Here is a 15,653-nt window from a genome sequence, read left to right on the forward strand (position 1 = left end):
CCGGCATGCATGCGCATCAGAAGCGGTAGGTCAACGTCCCCCTGACACTGCGCGGCGCGCCATACGTGCCTTGCGCATAGGTGTTAATGTTGATGTATTTCTTGTCCAGCGCGTTTTCCACGTTCAGCTGGGCTGTCAGCTGGCGCGACAGCTGGTACGTGGCCATCAGGCTCACCGTGCTGTAGGCTTCCTGCGTCACTCTTTCCTTGCCGTCCGGGCCTTCGTCGTCAAAGTAGAACTTGCTTTGCCAGTTGACGCCGCCGCCCACGGTGAGGTCAGGGCGTACTTTCCACGTGGTAAACAATCGCGCCGTCGAGCGTGGAGACAGGGTGTTGATGTCCTGCTGCTCGCGGTCCTTGGCGCGGAAGTGGCTGGCGCTGGCAGTCACGTTCCAGCCCGGCGCCAAACGGCCCGACAATTCCCCCTCGATGCCGCGGCTGGTGGCGCCGCGCGCCGCATAATACGCTTGCGTGGTGGTGCCGGGCACCCGGTGCGCGCCGTCCGGCTGGGCCAGCTTGTCCTGCTTGATTTCAAAGATGCCGATGGAACCGTTGGTCCGGCCCTCGGCCAGTTCGCCCTTCAAGCCCACTTCCATGCTTTGCCCCGTCAGCGGGTCCAGCCAGGCGCCCGCGCGGTCCTGGTTTTCCTGCGGGCGGAAGATGTCCGTGTAGCTGGCATAGGCCGAATACGTCTCATTGAGATCGATCACCACGCCCGCGTAGGGCACGAACTTGCTCTTGGCGAAGGCAAAGCGAGCGCTGCCGTCAAAGCCGATGCGGTCCTTGTCCCAGCGGCTCAAGCGCCCGCCGAGTATCAATTTGGTGTGCTCGGCAAGGTTCAGGCGCGCCGCGCCGTAGGCGCCATATTGCTTGGTCGTGTATTTTTCCGACAGCACGAGTTCGCCCCAGGCCGGCTGCGGGTAGCTGCCATCCCAGGCGAGGAAATTGCCGATCGGTTCAGGGTCGAGCGCTTCCTTGACGCTGAACTCGGCGTGCTGCAGCGTGTAGTTGGCGCCCACGATGACTTCATGCTGGCGTCCGCCCAAGGTAAATGGCCCGGACAGCTTCACGTCGGCGCTGCTCTGGTCGCGCGCCCCGATGTAGCGGTTCGGATAGCCGAGCATGCCCAGGCCCGTGATGCGGTCCGGCCGCTCGGCCAGGAATACCAGCGGCGTGTCTTCCGTATGCTTGCTGTACATGGCTTGCGCCTGCGCTTTCCAACCCTGGCCCAGCGCGTGTTCCAGCGTGGCGTGCACATTCGTCTGTTCCGTGGCCCAGGCGGCCCAGCGGGGCGCCGTCGTGACGGAACGGTCGAAATCGGTGCGCGAGCCGTCGCTGTACCACAGGGGGAAGCCGCCCCAGTTGCTGCCTTTCGGATCGTTCTTCTGGTAGCTGGCGCCCAGCATGGCCACGGTACCGGGCGCCAGGTCCGCCTCGACGGTGGCGTAGACGAGCTGGCGCTGGTTCGAATAGCCATTGGTAAACGACTTGCGGTCTTGCCAGGCGCCCGCCACCCGGCCGCGCACGGAACCGTCCCCGTTCAGCGGCGTGGCCAGGTCGAGCGTGCCCCGGTAATCGCTCCACGAGCCGGCCGCCAGCGACCATTGCCCTTCGAATTGCCTGGCGCTGGCCCGCTTGCGCACCAGGTTGATCGAGGCGGATGGGTAGCCGGCGCCCGTCAGCAAGCCCGTGGCGCCCCGAGTCACTTCCACGCGGTCGTAGATCAGCGAATCCATTTCCGATTCGCCGCCCGAATACTGCACCTTATAGGTGGTGGGCACGCCGTCGTACTGGAAATTGTCGACGTCGAAGCCGCGCGCGGAAAACGTGCTGCGTTCCGTGTCGAACTGGTTGACGGCGATGCCGGGCGTATTGCGCAGCACGTCGCGTACCGTCAGCAAGTCCTGGTCGTCCATGCGCTGGCGCGTGATGACGCTGACCGATTGCGGCGTCTCGCGCAGCGACAGCACCAGCCCCGTGGCGCTGGCCGTGGCCGGCGTCGTGTACGAGCCCGTGCCTTCCGTGCTCGTGCTGCGCTCGGCCGTGGCGCGCACGGCGATGCCGGGCAGGGTGGCCGCGTCGACCGCCGATGGCAGCTTGCGCACGGCGTAGTGGCCACCGCCCTGGTCGACAGCGTATAAGCCGCTGCCATCGAGCAGGCGGGCGAAACCGTCGGCCACCTGGTAGTTGCCGTTCAAGCCGCGGCTGTTCAAGCCCGCATACAGGCTGGCGGCGCCGGAAATGCTGACTCCGGCGTCGGCCGCAAACGCGGACAGGACGGTGCCGAGGGGGCCGGCGGACACCTGATAGTGGCGCGCGGGCGCCTGCTGCGGGTGCTGCTGGGCGGATGCGGGCGCGCTCAAGGCCAGGCTGCCCAGCAGGGCCAGGGTGATGCTGGTGTGGCGGTAATGCTTCATTGCTTGTTTCCCTTCGTTCATGTGTTGGTCCTGTGTGGATTGACGGGGCACATGACGGAAAGGGACATTGTTCTCAAAAATTTTTATGCGGGCTCGACGGAAATCCACCAACGGCTGTGGCGCCGTACGCGGATGGGCAGCGAAGCTTGCAGCAGGGCCAGCAGGGCGTCCGTGTCGCGCAGCTGGTACACGCCCGACACCCTCAGCCGCGCCACGGCCGGATCGCAGCGCACCACGCCGTGGCGGTAGCGGGCCAGCTGCGCCAGCACCTGGTCCAGCGGCGTGTCGTCCGCGTACAGCAGGCCCTTGAGCCAGGCGGACGCATGCGGCGCCAGCGGCTGCGGCGCGCCGGCGGCCGTTTCATCGAAACTGGCTTGCCAGCCCGCCTGCACGATGACGGGCGGGCCTTCGGCGGGCCGCACTTCCACGGCGCCCTGCGAGACGGCCACGTGGGTACGCGCGCCCAGCAGGCGGTCCTCCTGGCGCACCGTGAAGCGCGTGCCGATGGCGCGGACGCTGCCGTTGCTGGTGCGTACGATGAAGGAACGCCCGAGGGGATCGGGGCTGGTCGCCACGTGTATCTCTCCGCCGCGCAGCTGCACCAGGCGCAGGGACGCGCCGAAGACGATGTCGGCGGCGCTGGCCGTATTCAGGCTCAGGCCGCTGCCGTCGGCCAGGGTGTGGTGGCGGATTTCGCCTGTCGCCGTGCGCAGGTCGGCCGTCCAGGCTTGCCATGGCGCCACGCGCAGCATGGCCCAGCCGGCTGGGCCGGCGACGATCAGCACGGCCAGGGTCTTCAGGATGGCGCGGCGCTGCGCGCGGGCCGGGCGGTCCAGCACTTGCCTGGACAAGGGCATGGCCAGCGGCGGAGGCAGCATGCCAAAGGTGCGGCACACTTGCTCGGCCCGCTGCCACGCCGTTTCATGGTCGGGGTGGGCGGCGCGCCAGCGGGCCAGCCCCTGTTGCGCGGCAGCGTCCAGTTCGCCGCCTTGCAGGCGCATCATCCAGTGCGCCGCTTCGCGCGCGGCGCGCGCATCGAGGGCCGCGCTCATGTCAGGCCAGCAGCAGGATGCATTGTTCGAACGCCTGCACCATGTAGCGCTTGACGGTGCGCTCGCTGACGTTCAGGCGCGCGGCGATGTCCGCATACGCCATGCCTTCCAGCTGCGACAGCAGGAAGGCCGTGCGCACTTTCGTGCCCAGGCCGTCAAGCATGGCGTCGATCTGGTGCAGGGTTTCCAGGATCAGCAAGCGGTCTTCCGCCGACGGCGTGACGGGGGCGGGCAGCTGCGCCAGGGTGGCCAGCCATGCCTGTTCCAGCGACTGGCGGCGGTAATGGTCGATCAGCAGGCGGCGCGCCACGGTGGTCAGGTAGGCGCGCGGCTCGCGCAGGGTGACGGCGCGCTCGCCGGGCGTGGCCAGCAGCTTGACGAAGGTATCCTGCGCCAGGTCGGCCGCGTGATCCGTACAGGACAATTTGCCGCGCAGCCAGCGCAGCAGCCAGGGATGGTGCTGGCCATACAGCAGTGCGACAGGATCGGCGGCGGGGGATACGGCAGACGTCACGATACACTCCAGGTTGGCGCTGAAGTTCCCCCAGGCCGCCGGCAAGTGCAGGTTCTTCTTGAGTGCGAATGGTTCTCATTTTACATTGGCGTGCCTGAATGTCAATGCGGCAGCCGGATTGGCATGGCAATCATGCTCTTTCCGCTATACTGGCCCCCCGGCACTGCCGCCATTCTTTGAAAATCACCATGGACTTGAGTACCCACGCCGCCGTCGTCAATGGCGAAGCCTATCGCGATGGCAGGAAGATCGCCCATTTCGATATCGACAAGGTGGGCGACTTCCTCGGCGATCCCGATTGTTTCGTGTGGATCGGCCTGGCCGGCCCCGACGTCACGGCCATGCAGGCGCTGCAAACGGCTTTCGGCTTGCACGAACTGGCCGTCGAGGATGCGCAGGGCGCGCACGAGCGGCCCAAGCTGGAAGAGTACGGCGACACCTTGTTCATGGTGATGCACACGGCCACCCTGGACGGCGAGGCCATCGTCTATGGCGAAACCCACGTCTTTCTCGGCCCCCGCTTCATCATCACGGTGCGCCACGGCGCCTCTGCCGGCTATGCGAAGTTGCGTGAGCGCAAGGAAAGCGTGCCCGAGAAGCTGGCCAGCGGCCCTGGCTACGTGCTGTATTCCATCATCGATTTCATCGTCGACCAGTACCAGCCCTGCATCGACCATTTGCAGGCCCGCTTCCAGCACCATGAGCTGCAGCTGTTCAAGCCCAGCTTGAGCGAAGACAAGCTGCAGGATTTCTACCAGCTCAAGACGGAACTGCTCAAGCTCGACGCGGCCGTCAATCCCCTGCATGACATCTGCACCCAGCTGATCCGTTTCCATGGCGATATCGTGCCCAAGGAAAACCGCATCTATTACCGCGACATTCTCGACCACGTCAAACGGGTCACGCACACGGCGGGGCAGATGCGCGAACTGGTCAATTCGGCCATGCAGGTGGCGCTGGGGCAAATTTCGATCCGCCAGAACGAGGTCGTCAAACGCCTGGCCGCCTGGGCCGCCATCCTGGCCGTGCCCACCATGGTCTTCAGCCTGTACGGCATGAACTTCGAATTCATGCCGGAACTGAAGTGGCGCGGCAGCTATCCGGCCGTGATCGTCGTCATCATCGCCGGCTGCTGGTGGCTGCACCGGCGCCTGAAGCGCGAAGGCTGGCTGTAGCCGGCAGGCTTACGCTGCGGCCAGCGCGTTTGCCGCCTCTAGTATCAGCGCCGTCACTTCCACGGGACGCGAGGCCAGCGAGGCGTGACTGGCGTTGAGCGTGATGACTTTGCGCGCCTGCAGGCGCGCCGCCATGCGCTCCTGGTTGACGGGGGCAATCATGCGGTCGGCAGTGGAAATCTGGTACCAGCTGGGTTTATGCTTCCAGGCCGGGTCGCTGACGGTGTCGCCGAAGGTGCTGGCCAGCGGCGCTTTCTGCACCACGCCCAGCACGGCGCCTTCTTCCGCGTCGAGGTCCTGGCAAAAGCTGTCATGGTATTGCCCGGGCTTGACCCACAGATAGCCGTCGCTGTCGCCTTCCAGATTGGCCGCGCCGATGGGCGGGTGTTCCTGCGTGATGCTGCCCGGGCTTTCGCCCGCGTCAGGCGCGAAGGCGGCGATGTACACGAGGCCGACCACATTCGGCGCATTGCCGGCCACGCTGATGACGGCGCCGCCGTAGGAGTGTCCTACCAGTAATACCGGGCCATCGACCTGCGCCACCATCTTGCGCGTGCGCTCGGCGTCGTCGGCCAGCGACGTCAGGGGCAGTTCGACGGCGCGGATGGCTGTGTGGCCCTGGCGCCGCAATTCGAGGATTACGCGGCTCCAGTGGGCGGCGCCGCCCCAGAAACCGTGGACGAGGACGATGGTGGCTTGCTGGCTCATGCGGAACTCCTTGTGGTGTAGGAAAACAGCGTAGGCCGCGTGCGTGTCCCAAGGCAAGCGCGCGGCGGGCAGGTGCACATCCATTGTAGACCTTGCGGGTGCGCCCCGCCTGCAGCGTGCCTGCCGCCTAGAACTGGCCGCGCAGCGTCACCGAGGCATTGCGCGGCGTGCCGTAGTAATTGCCGCCGTAGGAAGATCCCACCGTGCGGTAGTACGTCTTGTCGAAGACGTTGTTGACATTCAGGGCCACGCTCCAGTGGCGGTCGATGCGATAGCTGGTCATGGCGTTCCACACGGCGTAGCCGGCCTGCGTGTAGCGAAATGGCAGGGACGGCCCGTTGAATTGCTGCGTGGCCGGGTTGAACGTGGCGGCCTGTCCGCTCACGTATTGCGTGCTCTGGATGGTGGTGCCGCCGCCTACCGTCCAGGCGTCGCCCGCGCCCGGCAAGCGCCACGTACCCCACAATTTGAGCAAATGGCGGGGCGTGATGCTGCTGAAGGCGGCGCCGTCCGTTTCATTGCGGTTGTGGTTGTAGGTATAGCCACCAGACAGGTTGAGACCCGGCACGACTTCGCCGCTCAGCTCCGCGTCGACGCCTTCGCTGATGACCTTGCCGCTGGCCGTATAGCAGCAGCTGCCTGCATACAGTTCGCTGGAAAACGGGTAGCGCGGATCGCTGATGGCCAGTTTGTCCTGCACCGTGCGGTACAGGGCCACGGCCGTATTGACCTTGCCGTCGAACAATTCGCCCTTGACTCCCGCTTCGATATTGCTGCCGCGCACGGGCGGCAAACCCTTGCCCGGTGCGGGGCCGGCCTTGGAACCGTATTGCGGATTGAAAATCTGCGCATAGCTGGCATAGGCTGTCCATTGCGCATCGATATCGTAGACCACGCCGGCGAATGGCGTGACCTTGGTCGGCTCCGTGTAGCGCGTGGCGTCGGCCAGTTGCAAGGTTTCGGTCGGGTTGCCGTCCAGGTCGTACTTTTCCCAGTACACCTGGTCGTAGCGGTATTTGTTGGCGCGCGCGCCCACGATCAGTTTGGTGGCGGGCGCCACGTCCAGGCGCAGGGTGCCGTACAGGCCATATTGCTTCTGGTCCCATGGCTGGTAGTCGCGCTGGATGTCGCCGAACACCGGGCGGGGAAAGACGGTGTCTGCCGGCTTGAACACGTTGACGGGAACGTTGTTGCCGCTGACGGGATACGCGCCGCGCCAGCGGCTCTGGATATTCTGCATGTCAGCGCCCAGCAGCACTTCGTGCGTGCGGCCGAGTAAGTCGAACGCGCCGCTCAGGCTCACGTCCAGCAGCTTTTGCTCGTTGCTGTAGATATTGTAGGCGGCAGTCGCCAGCGGGCCTATCAACGTCAGCGGATCGACGCCGCCACCCACGGGGCCCAGCTCGCCCGTACCGCTCTGGCGCGTCTGTGCCGCATTGGCGCGCAGGGTCCAGCGCTGCGCCAGGCGCCAGGTCAGCTTGGCGAACACTTCTTTCGAGGCGGCATCCATATACGCCCATGGCGCGCTCAAGCCCGTGTGGCGCGGCAAGCCCAGGTCGGCGCCATTGCTGTAGCGGGGCACGGAGGTCTGGTTGCCATGTTCGTTCAGCCGCTGTTCGCGCGCACCCAAGGCCAGCACGGCGCCCGGCGCGATATCGGCTTCCAGCACGCCGTACACGAGCGGCCGTTCGCTGGCGCGGTTGTCAATGAAATACTTGCGGTTTTCATACGCCAGCACGACGCGGCCGCGCAGCTTGCCGTCGAAGGCCAGAGGGCCGGACGCATCGATCTGGGCGCGGTAGTCGTCCCAGCTGCCGGCCGAGGCGCTGACGCTGTATTGCGGCGTGGCCGTGGGCATCTTGCGCACCAGGTTGACGGCGCCGCCCGGGTTGCCCGTGCCGTTCAACAAGCCGGCCGGACCGCGCAGGATTTCCACGCGGTCGTATTGCGCCATGTCAAAGCTGACATTGGCGACAAAGCCCTTGTCCATGGGCGCGCCGCCATCGAGCTGGAAGCTGTTGATGGCAAAACCGCGCGAATAGATATCGGTCAGGCGAAAGCCGTTATCCTGCACCGTGATGCCGGCGGCTTGCTCGGCTGCCGCGCCCAGGTCCGTCAGCTTCTGGTCGTCCAGGCGCTGGCGCGTGATGACGGAGACCGATTGCGGCAGTTCGCGCAGCGATTGCGCCGTCTTGCCGATGGTGGTGACGGGCGTGGCGTAGGAATGGCTGCCTTCCGTTTCACCGTCGCGCCGCCCCGTGACGCGAATTTCGCGCATGCTGTAGTCGGTATCCTCGGCCGCCTTGATGGCCGGCTTGCGGATGGTGACCACGCCGCCTTCGCGCACGCCTTCCAGGCCCGTGCCGTGCAACAGCAGCGGCAGGGCTTCCTGCACCGTGTAGCTGCCGCGCAAGCCTTGTGTTTGCAATCCATCCGTCAGTGCCGTGGGAAACGATAGCAGGATGCCGGCCGTGCGGCCAAAGCGCGTCAACGCCGTGTCGAGCGGGCCGGCGGGAATATCGTGGATGCTGTGCATGCCGGGCGCGGGTACGCTCGTCGCCGTGTCGGCGGCCCATGCGGCCGCTGGCTGGCCGGCCAGCAGGGCGAAGCCGCCAGCGAGGAACAGCTGGCCGATGGCAAGGGAAATGCGGCTGCGGCGCAGGCGGGAAGCAGCTGGTGTTGGGTGTGATTGCATGAGTATTCCATCGGAAGTAAAAGAGGTGTTCTCCTGTATGTCCGGTGAAAATCCAGAACAGCTCACTTTTTTTGAAAATGGTCAGCCGTCCCGCTGTAGCGCTTCGATGGTCAGCCAGTAGCGCGTCAGGTAGCGCGCCTGGATGGGCAGGCTGGCCAGCAGGGCCGTGATCACGGCTTCCGGCGCAGCCAGCTGGTAGGTGCCCGAGACGCGCAGGCTGGCGACGGCCGCATCGCAACCCAGGTGGCCGCGCCGGTGGCGCGCCAGTTCGGCCAGGAAGTCCGCAAGGCGCATGCCATTGGCCACCAGCATGCCATCCGTCCAGGCCGCGTCGCTGTCGCTGGCCGCCTGCGCGGGGCCGATGGCGTGCGCGCCGAAGCTGGCGCGCTGGCCGGCGCTGACGGTGCGCGTCTCGCTGCCGGCGCTGGTACGGATCTCGACGGCGCCTTCGAATACGTCCAGCCGGGTGAGATGGTCCATGCGGCGCACGCTGAAACGCGTGCCCAGGGGACGAAGCGTGCCGTGCTGCGTTGCCAGTACGAAGGGGCGCTCGTCCGCATGGCCCGTGGTCGCCAGCAATTCGCCCGCCAGCAGCACGATGCGCCGTTCGCCGGGCGCGTAGGCCAGCTTGACGGCCGTATCCGTGTTGAGCTGCAGGCGCGTGCCATCGGCCAGCGTGTGGTCGCCACGTTCGCCCACGGCCGTGCGCAGGTCGGCGCGCCAGTGCTGCCAGGGCAGCTGTTCCTGCGCCAGCCAGGCGCTGCTGCCGGTGAAAAAAGCGAGGGTCAGGATTTTCAGGGCGTGGCGGCGTCCTGGCGAACGGGGCGGGGCCAGCATGGCATGTGCGAGGGCCGCGCCGACGGGCGAGGCGATGTCGCGCAAGCGTCCGTTTACGGCCTCGATGCGCTGCCAGGCGCGCCGGTGCTCGGGGTGCTGCGCCAGCCATGCCTGCAAGCCCTGGCGCGCCTGGGCCTGAGCGCTGGTGTCTTCCGTTTGCAATTCCACCAGCCAGGCGACGGCGGCACGCGCCACCGCGGCAGAGATGGGCGCGGCATCGTGCGCGCCGTGCATCAGCTGGCCATGGCGAAATAGCACTGCGCATAGGCGCGCGCCAGGTGGCGCTTGACGGTGCTCAGGGAAATGCGCAGCTCGGCCCCGATTTCAGCCTGGCTCATGCCATCGAGCTGCGCATACAAAAAGGCGCGCCTGACGACGCTGGGCAGGCCGGACAGCAGGCGGTCGATTTCCAGCAGGCTTTCCAGCAGCAGCGCCCGCTCTTCGGGCGAGGGTGCGCTGGCCGCAGGCAGCTGGCCCAGCGCGTCCAGATAGGCCCGTTCCAGCTGCTGGCGCTCCGTATAGTTGCACAGCACGCGGCGCGCAATGGTGGTCAGGAAGGCGCGCGGTTCGCGCGCGGCGATCGGTTCCTGGCGGTCCAGCAGGCGCACGAAGGTGTCGTGCGCCAGGTCGGCCGCCTTGCCAGTGTCGCCCAGGCGCCGCCGCAGCCAGCCTTGCAGCCAGCCGTGGTGGTCGAGGTACAAGGTGCTGATTTCCTGGTGCAGCGGATGTTTGGCGATGGACATGGCGTTCAGTGAGCGGTATGCAGAGCTGTGAACGGTCGGCTGTTACACTTTGCATTAAATGAGGATGGTAATCATTCTCAATTGTAGCGCCGCGCTGTCATTTACGCAATATGCGATGGCCAGGTACTTACTTGTCCCAGGGCATGGCCTCGATGGCGCCGACCACCGTGCTCTCGTATTCGATGAAGAAGTCGCTGTGGAAGCCGTTGCGTATCACCAGATGGCTGCTGCCGGGCAGGGCGGCGGCCAGGCGGTCGCCGTCGGCCAGGCGCAGGGGGCGGATAAAGTCCAGCAGCGCTTGCGCGTCGGCCTGGCTGGCGGGATCGGCTTGCAGCAGCCATGGAAACAGGTTGCGCAAGGTGCCGGGATCGACGGTGACGACGAGCGCCGGCGCGCGCACGCGGCGGTAGTCGGGCGAAAAATTGTGCGCGGCCATGTCCATGGCCCTGGCGATGGCGGGCGGGGTATTCGCTTGCACGGCGCCGCCGGGCAGCACTTCCAGGGCGTCGCGCCAGTTCGCTTCCAGCGCCGGCCACCATTGCTTGTTGATCCGCCTGGCATAGGCGATCGAGGCATCCAGCGATGCCAGGTCGGCCGGGCCAGGTTGCGGTTCGTCGAAGGGCGTGGGCTGGGGTTCCTCATAGCCGCCGCTGGACAGGTAATCGAAGGTCGTGTCCAGGTAGGCGAGTCCCCGCACGCGCTGCGGGTGGCTGCCGGCGAACAGTGTCAGTTCGTTGCCGGCGATGGAGTGGCCGGCCAGGATGATGCGTTGAACCTTCAGTGTGTCCAGCACGGCCAGCAGGTCGGCCACCAGGGTGGCGGGGGCATACGTCATCTCGTTGGCGTCGCTCCCGGGCAGCGGCTTGCTGGAGGCGCCATAGCCGCGCCGCGTGACGGCCAGCACGCGGTGGCGGCGCGCCAGCGCGGGCGCCAGGCTGTCGAAGGCGTGCGCATTGGCGCCCAGACCTGCCAGCAGCACGATCACGTCGCCGCTGGCGACGCCTGGCGCCGCGGGCCAGTCGCGCACGTACAGGCTGACGCCGGGGGCGACGCCGATCTGCCGGTCGATCACCGCCGCGGCGCGCGGCCCGCTGCCGCCGCCGCAGGCGGCCAGGCCCGCCAGCGCGCCCATGCCGAACAGCAGGCGCCTGCGGGCGTGGAAATGGGGGATGGCATCGGTGGGTCTGGTCATGCGGTACTCCTTGCTGGACGGGGACATGGCCAGTATCGGCGCCGTGCATGAAGTACAGCTGAGGGGCGGGTGAAGGAAGGCTGAAGCCCGCCGGCCGCGCTAGTGCGACACCAGCACCGGCAACGTCATCTCCTGCAGCACGGTGCGGGTGACGCCGCCCAGCAGCGCTTCGCGCAGGCGCATGTGGCCGTAGCAGCCCATCACGACCAGGTCGCAGCGCCGCTGCGCGGCCATGGCCAGCAGGGCCGTGCCCACGTCCTGGCCCGGCGGCGTGTCGTGCTGCAGCACCTCGACGTTGACGCCATGGCGCGCCAGGTACAGGGCCAGGTCGGCACCCGGCTGCTCGCCGTGCGCGGCCGGCTGCGCGTGCGAATTGACGACGGCCAGGGTGACTTGCCGCGCCTTTTGCAGCAGCGGCAGCGCATCGGTGATGGCGCGCAGCGCTTCGGCGCTGCCGTTCCAGGCCAGCAGCGGATGCTGCGCGGCGCCCGCCGGCGCGGCGGAGGGCGCGTGCGGCACCATCAGCACGGGCCGGCCGCAATGCAGCATCAGGTATTCGGCCGTGCCGGCGATGACGCGCGACGGCGTATCCTGCGCATCCGTCTGGCCCAGGATCAGCAAGTCGCAATAGCGCGCCTGCAGCAGCAGCGCGCCTTGCGCATCGTCGTCGACGAAGCGCGTTTCGTAGCTGCCCAGGCCTTCCTCGCGGGCGATGCGCTCGAAGTCGTGCAGCGCCTCGCTGGCCTGGTTGCGCAGCGCCTGCATCTGCGCCGGCGCAAACTGCAGCGCGTTGACGCCGCCGCCATACGCGTAGCGCGAGATGCCGCTCATGGCCGAACCGATCAGGTGGGCCCCTTCGGCGACGGCCAGGCGCACGGCCAGGCGGATGCGCTGGGCGCAGTGGCGGGAATTGTCGACGTGGACCAGCAGGGTCGTATAGGGCATGGCGTTTTCCTCGGTTGTCGGTTGTCAGGTCTGCAGCACGTAGCTGCCCGGTGCATCGCCCAGGGCAATCCCCATGGCCGGTGGCGCCACTTGCGCGCCCGCGCGTTCTTCCAGCCACGCTTGCCAGGCGGGCCACCACGAACCGTCATGGTGCGGCACGTCGCGCTGCCAGCTGTCCGCGTCGACATAGGGCGCATCGTGGCCGTGCGTGGCCAGCTGGTAGCTGCGGCGCGGCTGGCCCGGCGGCGAGACGACGCCCGCATTGTGGCCGCCCGAGGTGAGCAAAAAGGTGACGTCCGTGTCGGTCAGCAGCTGCAGTTTATACACGGAGCGCCACGGCGCCACGTGGTCCGTCAGGGTGCCGACGGCAAAGATGGGCGCGTCGATGTCGCGCAGGGCGATGTGGCGGCCCGCGGTGCGGTAGCGGCCTTCGGCCAGGTCGTTGTGCAGGAACAGGCGGCGCAGGTATTCCGCATGCATGCGGCAGGGCATGCGCGTGGCGTCCCCGTTCCAGGCCATCAGGTCGCTGTCCTGCTCGTCCTGTCCCATCAGGTAATGGCGCAGCTGGCGCGACCAGACCAGGTCGTTCGAGCGCAGCAGCTGGAAGGCGCCCGCCATCTGCTTCGTATCGAGGTAGCCCTGCTTCCACATGGCCGCTTCCAGGAAGCTGACCTGGCTGTCGTCGATGAACAGCGACAGTTCGCCCGGCTCCTTGAAGTCGACCTGCGAGGCCAGCATGGTGAGGCTGGCCAGGCGCGCATCGCCGTCGCGCGCCATCGTCGCGGCGGCGATCGCCAGCAGGGTGCCGCCCAGGCAGTAGCCGGCCGCATGCACCTGCGGCGCGCCCGTGATGCGGGCAACGGCGTCGAGCGCATCCATCACGCCCAGTTGCCGGTAGTCTTCCAGCGACAACTCGCGGTCTTCTTCCAGCGGATTTTTCCAGGAAATCATGAATACCGTGTGGCCCTGGCCCACCAGGTAGCGCACCAGCGAATTGTGCGGCGACAGGTCGAGAATATAGAACTTCATGATCCAGGCGGGCACGAACAGCAGCGGCGTGGCATGCACGCTCTCTGTCGCGGGCACGTACTGTATCAATTCGATCAAGTCATTGCGGTAGACCACCTTGCCCGGCGTGACGGCCAGGTTCTGGCCCACCTTGTAGCGGTGCGCATCGGGTGCATGCGCTCCCATGGCGGCGCGCTGCCAGTCGCCGGCCGCGTGGGCCATGCCGCGCGCCAGGCTGGCGCCGCCGCTGTCGAGGGCCGCTTGCTGCACCACGGGATTGGTCAGCAGGAAGTTCGACGGCGCCAGCATGTCGAGCCACTGGCGCACGGTGAACGTGACGACATCTTCGTGGTGCGGCGAGACGCCGCGCACGCCCGTGGTGGCGCGGTGCCACCATTGCTGCTGCAGCAAGAAGCCCTGGTAGACGAGGTTGTACGGCCAGCGCCGCCAGGCAGGGTCGTCGAAGCGCCGGTCCTGCGGCAGCGGCGCGATGCACGGCGGCTCAGTGGCGCTGCCGGCCAGCGCCGACTGCAGCGCGTACTGCTGCCAGCGGCCGATCTTCTTCCACGCTTCCTGCAGCAGGGTTTGCTGCTTCGATGGCGCGAGCGCCAGGTGGCTGAGCCAGTCGGCATAGGCGTTGCCCAGCGCGGCAGGCGAAATGCCGCCCGTGAACTTGCCCAGCCAGGCGCTCAGCAGCAGGTCCAGGGTGGCGCCTTCCGGTGCGCTTTCCGGATAGTCGGGCACTGGCACGCCTTGCCAGGCGCTGCCCAGGCGCTCATGTTCAATGTTGTGTTCCGCGTCGCTTGGCTGCGTCTTGCTCATCCAGGGCTCCTGTCATTTTTTTACAGGGTAGCAAGAGCTTGTTCAAAAAATTATGATCTACATCAAGTTTGGCCGGATGCGTGCGGCAGGCGGCTTGCCACTTGGATGGCAGTTCGAATAAAAGCCATTTAAACGAATATTGCGATTAAAATGATTATATTGAATTTTAATCCATACGGGTTCGGGCATGGATGGCGTGAAAAGCTTGCTGTGAACCATTTTTCACTATGACAGGACATATTTCCTCCATCGTTCCGCCTGTCGAGGAATAAGAAAAACGATTTTTTCGTGAATTTATTTGTTGTATTTGATAAATTTATGTAGCAAGATGTAGTTAAGCAAGAAGTGAAGCAAGACCGCTCACGGTGGATAGAGGAGATGGACATGCATACGAAAATGTCGGCAAGCGGCAGCGAAGAGGCGGGCAAGGGCTACCCACACGGGGCAGGCGCGGTTGCCGGCAATGCGTCCGTGCGGCGCCTGAAGGCGATCGGCTACCTGGCCCTGTTGCTGGCCATACTGCCGGCCGCAACGTGCATCGCCATGGGGCGCGCCGGCGTACCGGCGCCGTTCAGCACCGCCTGCGGCGTGGTGTCGTGCGTGGCCGCAGGCCATGCGCTCTAGCGCACTGCCTGCGCTTCCTCGCAGATCCATGCCATGAATGCCTGCACGGCGGGGCGCGTGGCCGCGTCGGGCCGCGCCACCAGGTAGTAGGCAAAGCGCGCGGGCCAGGGCAAATCCAGCACTTGCACCAGGCGCCCGGCGGCGATTTCCTCCTGCGCGTACAGCTGCGGCACCAGGGCCAGGCCCTGGCCCGCCTCGGCTGCGCGTATCAATAGAAAGTCATCTTCGAAGGCCGAGCCGCGCCGCGCCCGCGCCGCATCCGTGCTGTCGTCCGGGGCGCCATGCGCGGCCAGCCACAATGGCCAGTCGGCGCGGTCCGTATCGTGCAGCAGCGGGTAGCGCAGGCAATCGGCCGGCGTGGCGATGGGCGGCTGGCCCGCCATCAGGGATGGACTGGCGACGGGCACCAGCACGGGCGCCATCAATCGCGTCACCTGCAAGCCCGGATAGTCGCCCAGGCCGTGGCGCAAGGCCACGTCGACCCGGTCGCGGCGCAGGTCGACCAGCGCGGATGTCGCTTCCACGCGCACTTCGATATGGGGATGGCGCTGGTTGAAGCGGCCCAGGCGCGGCACCAGCCACGCGGCGGCAAAGGTGGCGACCGTGCTGACGGTCAGCGTCTGGCGCGCGCCCATGTCTTCCAGCGCCTGGCTGGCGCCGGCGATCTGCGCGAAGGCGCCCAGCAGGGCGGGGTGGACCATGGCGCCCGCCTCGGTCAGGCGCAAGCCCTGGCGTTCGCGCGTAAACAGGGGCATGCCGACCCGCTCTTCCAGCAGGCGGATCTGCTGGCTGACGGCGCCGGACGTCACGTGCAGCGCCTCGGCGGCCGCCTTGATGCTGCCGCGCTGGCCCACTTCGACAAAGGCGCGCAGCGCCTGGAGCGGTAAAGGATGCTTCATCGATATAGTTTTTCTATAGTTGT

At 66.6% G+C, this 15,653-nt stretch carries 13 protein-coding genes; 2 read left to right on the forward strand and 11 right to left on the reverse strand.

The features are described from left to right. Positions 1-16 precede the first annotated feature (16 nt). The 3 genes from LSO07_RS14255 to LSO07_RS14265 all read right to left on the reverse strand — a co-directional run bounded on the left by LSO07_RS14255 (position 17) and on the right by LSO07_RS14265 (position 3,982). Complete coding sequence (locus LSO07_RS14255) at positions 17-2,437, reverse strand: TonB-dependent siderophore receptor (RefSeq protein WP_225317303.1); 2,421 nt, start codon at positions 2,435-2,437, stop codon at positions 17-19. Between the two features lie 62 nt (positions 2,438-2,499). After that, positions 2,500-3,468, reverse strand: coding sequence for a FecR domain-containing protein (locus LSO07_RS14260; protein ID WP_151094888.1), 969 nt, complete (start codon positions 3,466-3,468; stop codon positions 2,500-2,502). A 1-nt stretch (position 3,469) separates the two neighbouring features. Continuing rightward, on the reverse strand, positions 3,470-3,982 hold the full coding sequence (locus LSO07_RS14265) for a sigma-70 family RNA polymerase sigma factor (RefSeq protein ID WP_151094890.1): 513 nt from the start codon (positions 3,980-3,982) through the stop codon (positions 3,470-3,472). Between the two features lie 188 nt (positions 3,983-4,170). On the opposite strand from LSO07_RS14265, the gene LSO07_RS14270 reads away from it, so the two are divergent. Next, complete coding sequence (locus LSO07_RS14270; RefSeq protein WP_070279420.1) at positions 4,171-5,157, forward strand: magnesium and cobalt transport protein CorA; 987 nt, start codon at positions 4,171-4,173, stop codon at positions 5,155-5,157. 9 nt (positions 5,158-5,166) lie between these two features. Here the strand turns inward: LSO07_RS14270 and LSO07_RS14275 are convergent, their stop codons facing one another. The 7 genes from LSO07_RS14275 to LSO07_RS14305 form a co-directional block, all read right to left on the reverse strand. Next, positions 5,167-5,865, reverse strand: a complete 699-nt coding sequence (locus tag LSO07_RS14275) for an alpha/beta hydrolase (protein ID WP_151094892.1) — start codon at positions 5,863-5,865, stop codon at positions 5,167-5,169. Positions 5,866-5,992: 127 nt separating this feature from the next. After that, the gene (locus LSO07_RS14280) at positions 5,993-8,560 is read right to left on the reverse strand and encodes a TonB-dependent siderophore receptor (RefSeq protein WP_151094894.1); all 2,568 of its coding nucleotides are present in this window, start codon (positions 8,558-8,560) and stop codon (positions 5,993-5,995) included. Between the two features lie 81 nt (positions 8,561-8,641). Further along, on the reverse strand, positions 8,642-9,631 hold the full coding sequence (locus tag LSO07_RS14285; RefSeq protein ID WP_151094896.1) for a FecR domain-containing protein: 990 nt from the start codon (positions 9,629-9,631) through the stop codon (positions 8,642-8,644). Further along, positions 9,631-10,140, reverse strand: coding sequence for a sigma-70 family RNA polymerase sigma factor (locus LSO07_RS14290; RefSeq protein ID WP_151094898.1), 510 nt, complete (start codon positions 10,138-10,140; stop codon positions 9,631-9,633). Before LSO07_RS14290 ends, LSO07_RS14285 begins: the two co-directional genes overlap by 1 nt. 127 nt (positions 10,141-10,267) lie before the next feature. Next, positions 10,268-11,332, reverse strand: coding sequence for an alpha/beta hydrolase (locus LSO07_RS14295; RefSeq protein WP_191909674.1), 1,065 nt, complete (start codon positions 11,330-11,332; stop codon positions 10,268-10,270). A gap of 99 nt (positions 11,333-11,431) precedes the next feature. Next, entirely contained in the window at positions 11,432-12,277 is an 846-nt protein-coding gene (locus LSO07_RS14300) for a universal stress protein (protein WP_151094903.1), read from the reverse strand. A gap of 24 nt (positions 12,278-12,301) precedes the next feature. Further along, positions 12,302-14,107, reverse strand: coding sequence for a PHA/PHB synthase family protein (locus tag LSO07_RS14305; protein WP_151094905.1), 1,806 nt, complete (start codon positions 14,105-14,107; stop codon positions 12,302-12,304). Positions 14,108-14,491: 384 nt separating this feature from the next. Between LSO07_RS14305 and LSO07_RS14310 the strand changes: the two genes are divergently transcribed. Next, on the forward strand, positions 14,492-14,731 hold the full coding sequence (locus LSO07_RS14310; RefSeq protein WP_151094907.1) for a hypothetical protein: 240 nt from the start codon (positions 14,492-14,494) through the stop codon (positions 14,729-14,731). On the opposite strand, the gene gcvA is transcribed toward LSO07_RS14310, so the two are convergent. Next, positions 14,728-15,630 carry a transcriptional regulator GcvA gene (gene gcvA, locus LSO07_RS14315; protein WP_092613595.1) on the reverse strand — a complete coding sequence of 301 codons (903 nt, stop codon included), beginning with the start codon at positions 15,628-15,630 and terminating at the stop codon, positions 14,728-14,730. The genes LSO07_RS14310 and gcvA overlap by 4 nt on opposite strands. Positions 15,631-15,653: the final 23 nt, after the last annotated feature.

The sequence above is a fragment of the Janthinobacterium sp. PLB04 genome (assembly GCF_021165895.1).
In the GTDB taxonomy this organism is placed as follows: domain Bacteria; phylum Pseudomonadota; class Gammaproteobacteria; order Burkholderiales; family Burkholderiaceae_D; genus Janthinobacterium; species Janthinobacterium lividum.

Bases quoted from the DNA above. Each gene is read 5' to 3' on its own strand.
- LSO07_RS14285 (WP_151094896.1), bottom strand. From the start codon at position 9,631: ATGCACGGCGCGCACGATGCCGCGCCCATCTCTGCCGCGGTGGCGCGT.
- LSO07_RS14270 (WP_070279420.1), top strand. From the start codon at position 4,171: ATGGACTTGAGTACCCACGCCGCCGTCGTCAATGGCGAAGCCTATCGC.
- LSO07_RS14255 (WP_225317303.1), bottom strand. From the start codon at position 2,437: ATGAACGAAGGGAAACAAGCAATGAAGCATTACCGCCACACCAGCATC.
- LSO07_RS14310 (WP_151094907.1), top strand. From the start codon at position 14,492: ATGCATACGAAAATGTCGGCAAGCGGCAGCGAAGAGGCGGGCAAGGGC.
- LSO07_RS14300 (WP_151094903.1), bottom strand. From the start codon at position 12,277: ATGCCCTATACGACCCTGCTGGTCCACGTCGACAATTCCCGCCACTGC.
- LSO07_RS14260 (WP_151094888.1), bottom strand. From the start codon at position 3,468: ATGAGCGCGGCCCTCGATGCGCGCGCCGCGCGCGAAGCGGCGCACTGG.
- LSO07_RS14305 (WP_151094905.1), bottom strand. From the start codon at position 14,107: ATGAGCAAGACGCAGCCAAGCGACGCGGAACACAACATTGAACATGAG.
- LSO07_RS14275 (WP_151094892.1), bottom strand. From the start codon at position 5,865: ATGAGCCAGCAAGCCACCATCGTCCTCGTCCACGGTTTCTGGGGCGGC.
- LSO07_RS14290 (WP_151094898.1), bottom strand. From the start codon at position 10,140: ATGTCCATCGCCAAACATCCGCTGCACCAGGAAATCAGCACCTTGTAC.
- gcvA (WP_092613595.1), bottom strand. From the start codon at position 15,630: ATGAAGCATCCTTTACCGCTCCAGGCGCTGCGCGCCTTTGTCGAAGTG.
- LSO07_RS14280 (WP_151094894.1), bottom strand. From the start codon at position 8,560: ATGCAATCACACCCAACACCAGCTGCTTCCCGCCTGCGCCGCAGCCGC.
- LSO07_RS14295 (WP_191909674.1), bottom strand. From the start codon at position 11,332: ATGACCAGACCCACCGATGCCATCCCCCATTTCCACGCCCGCAGGCGC.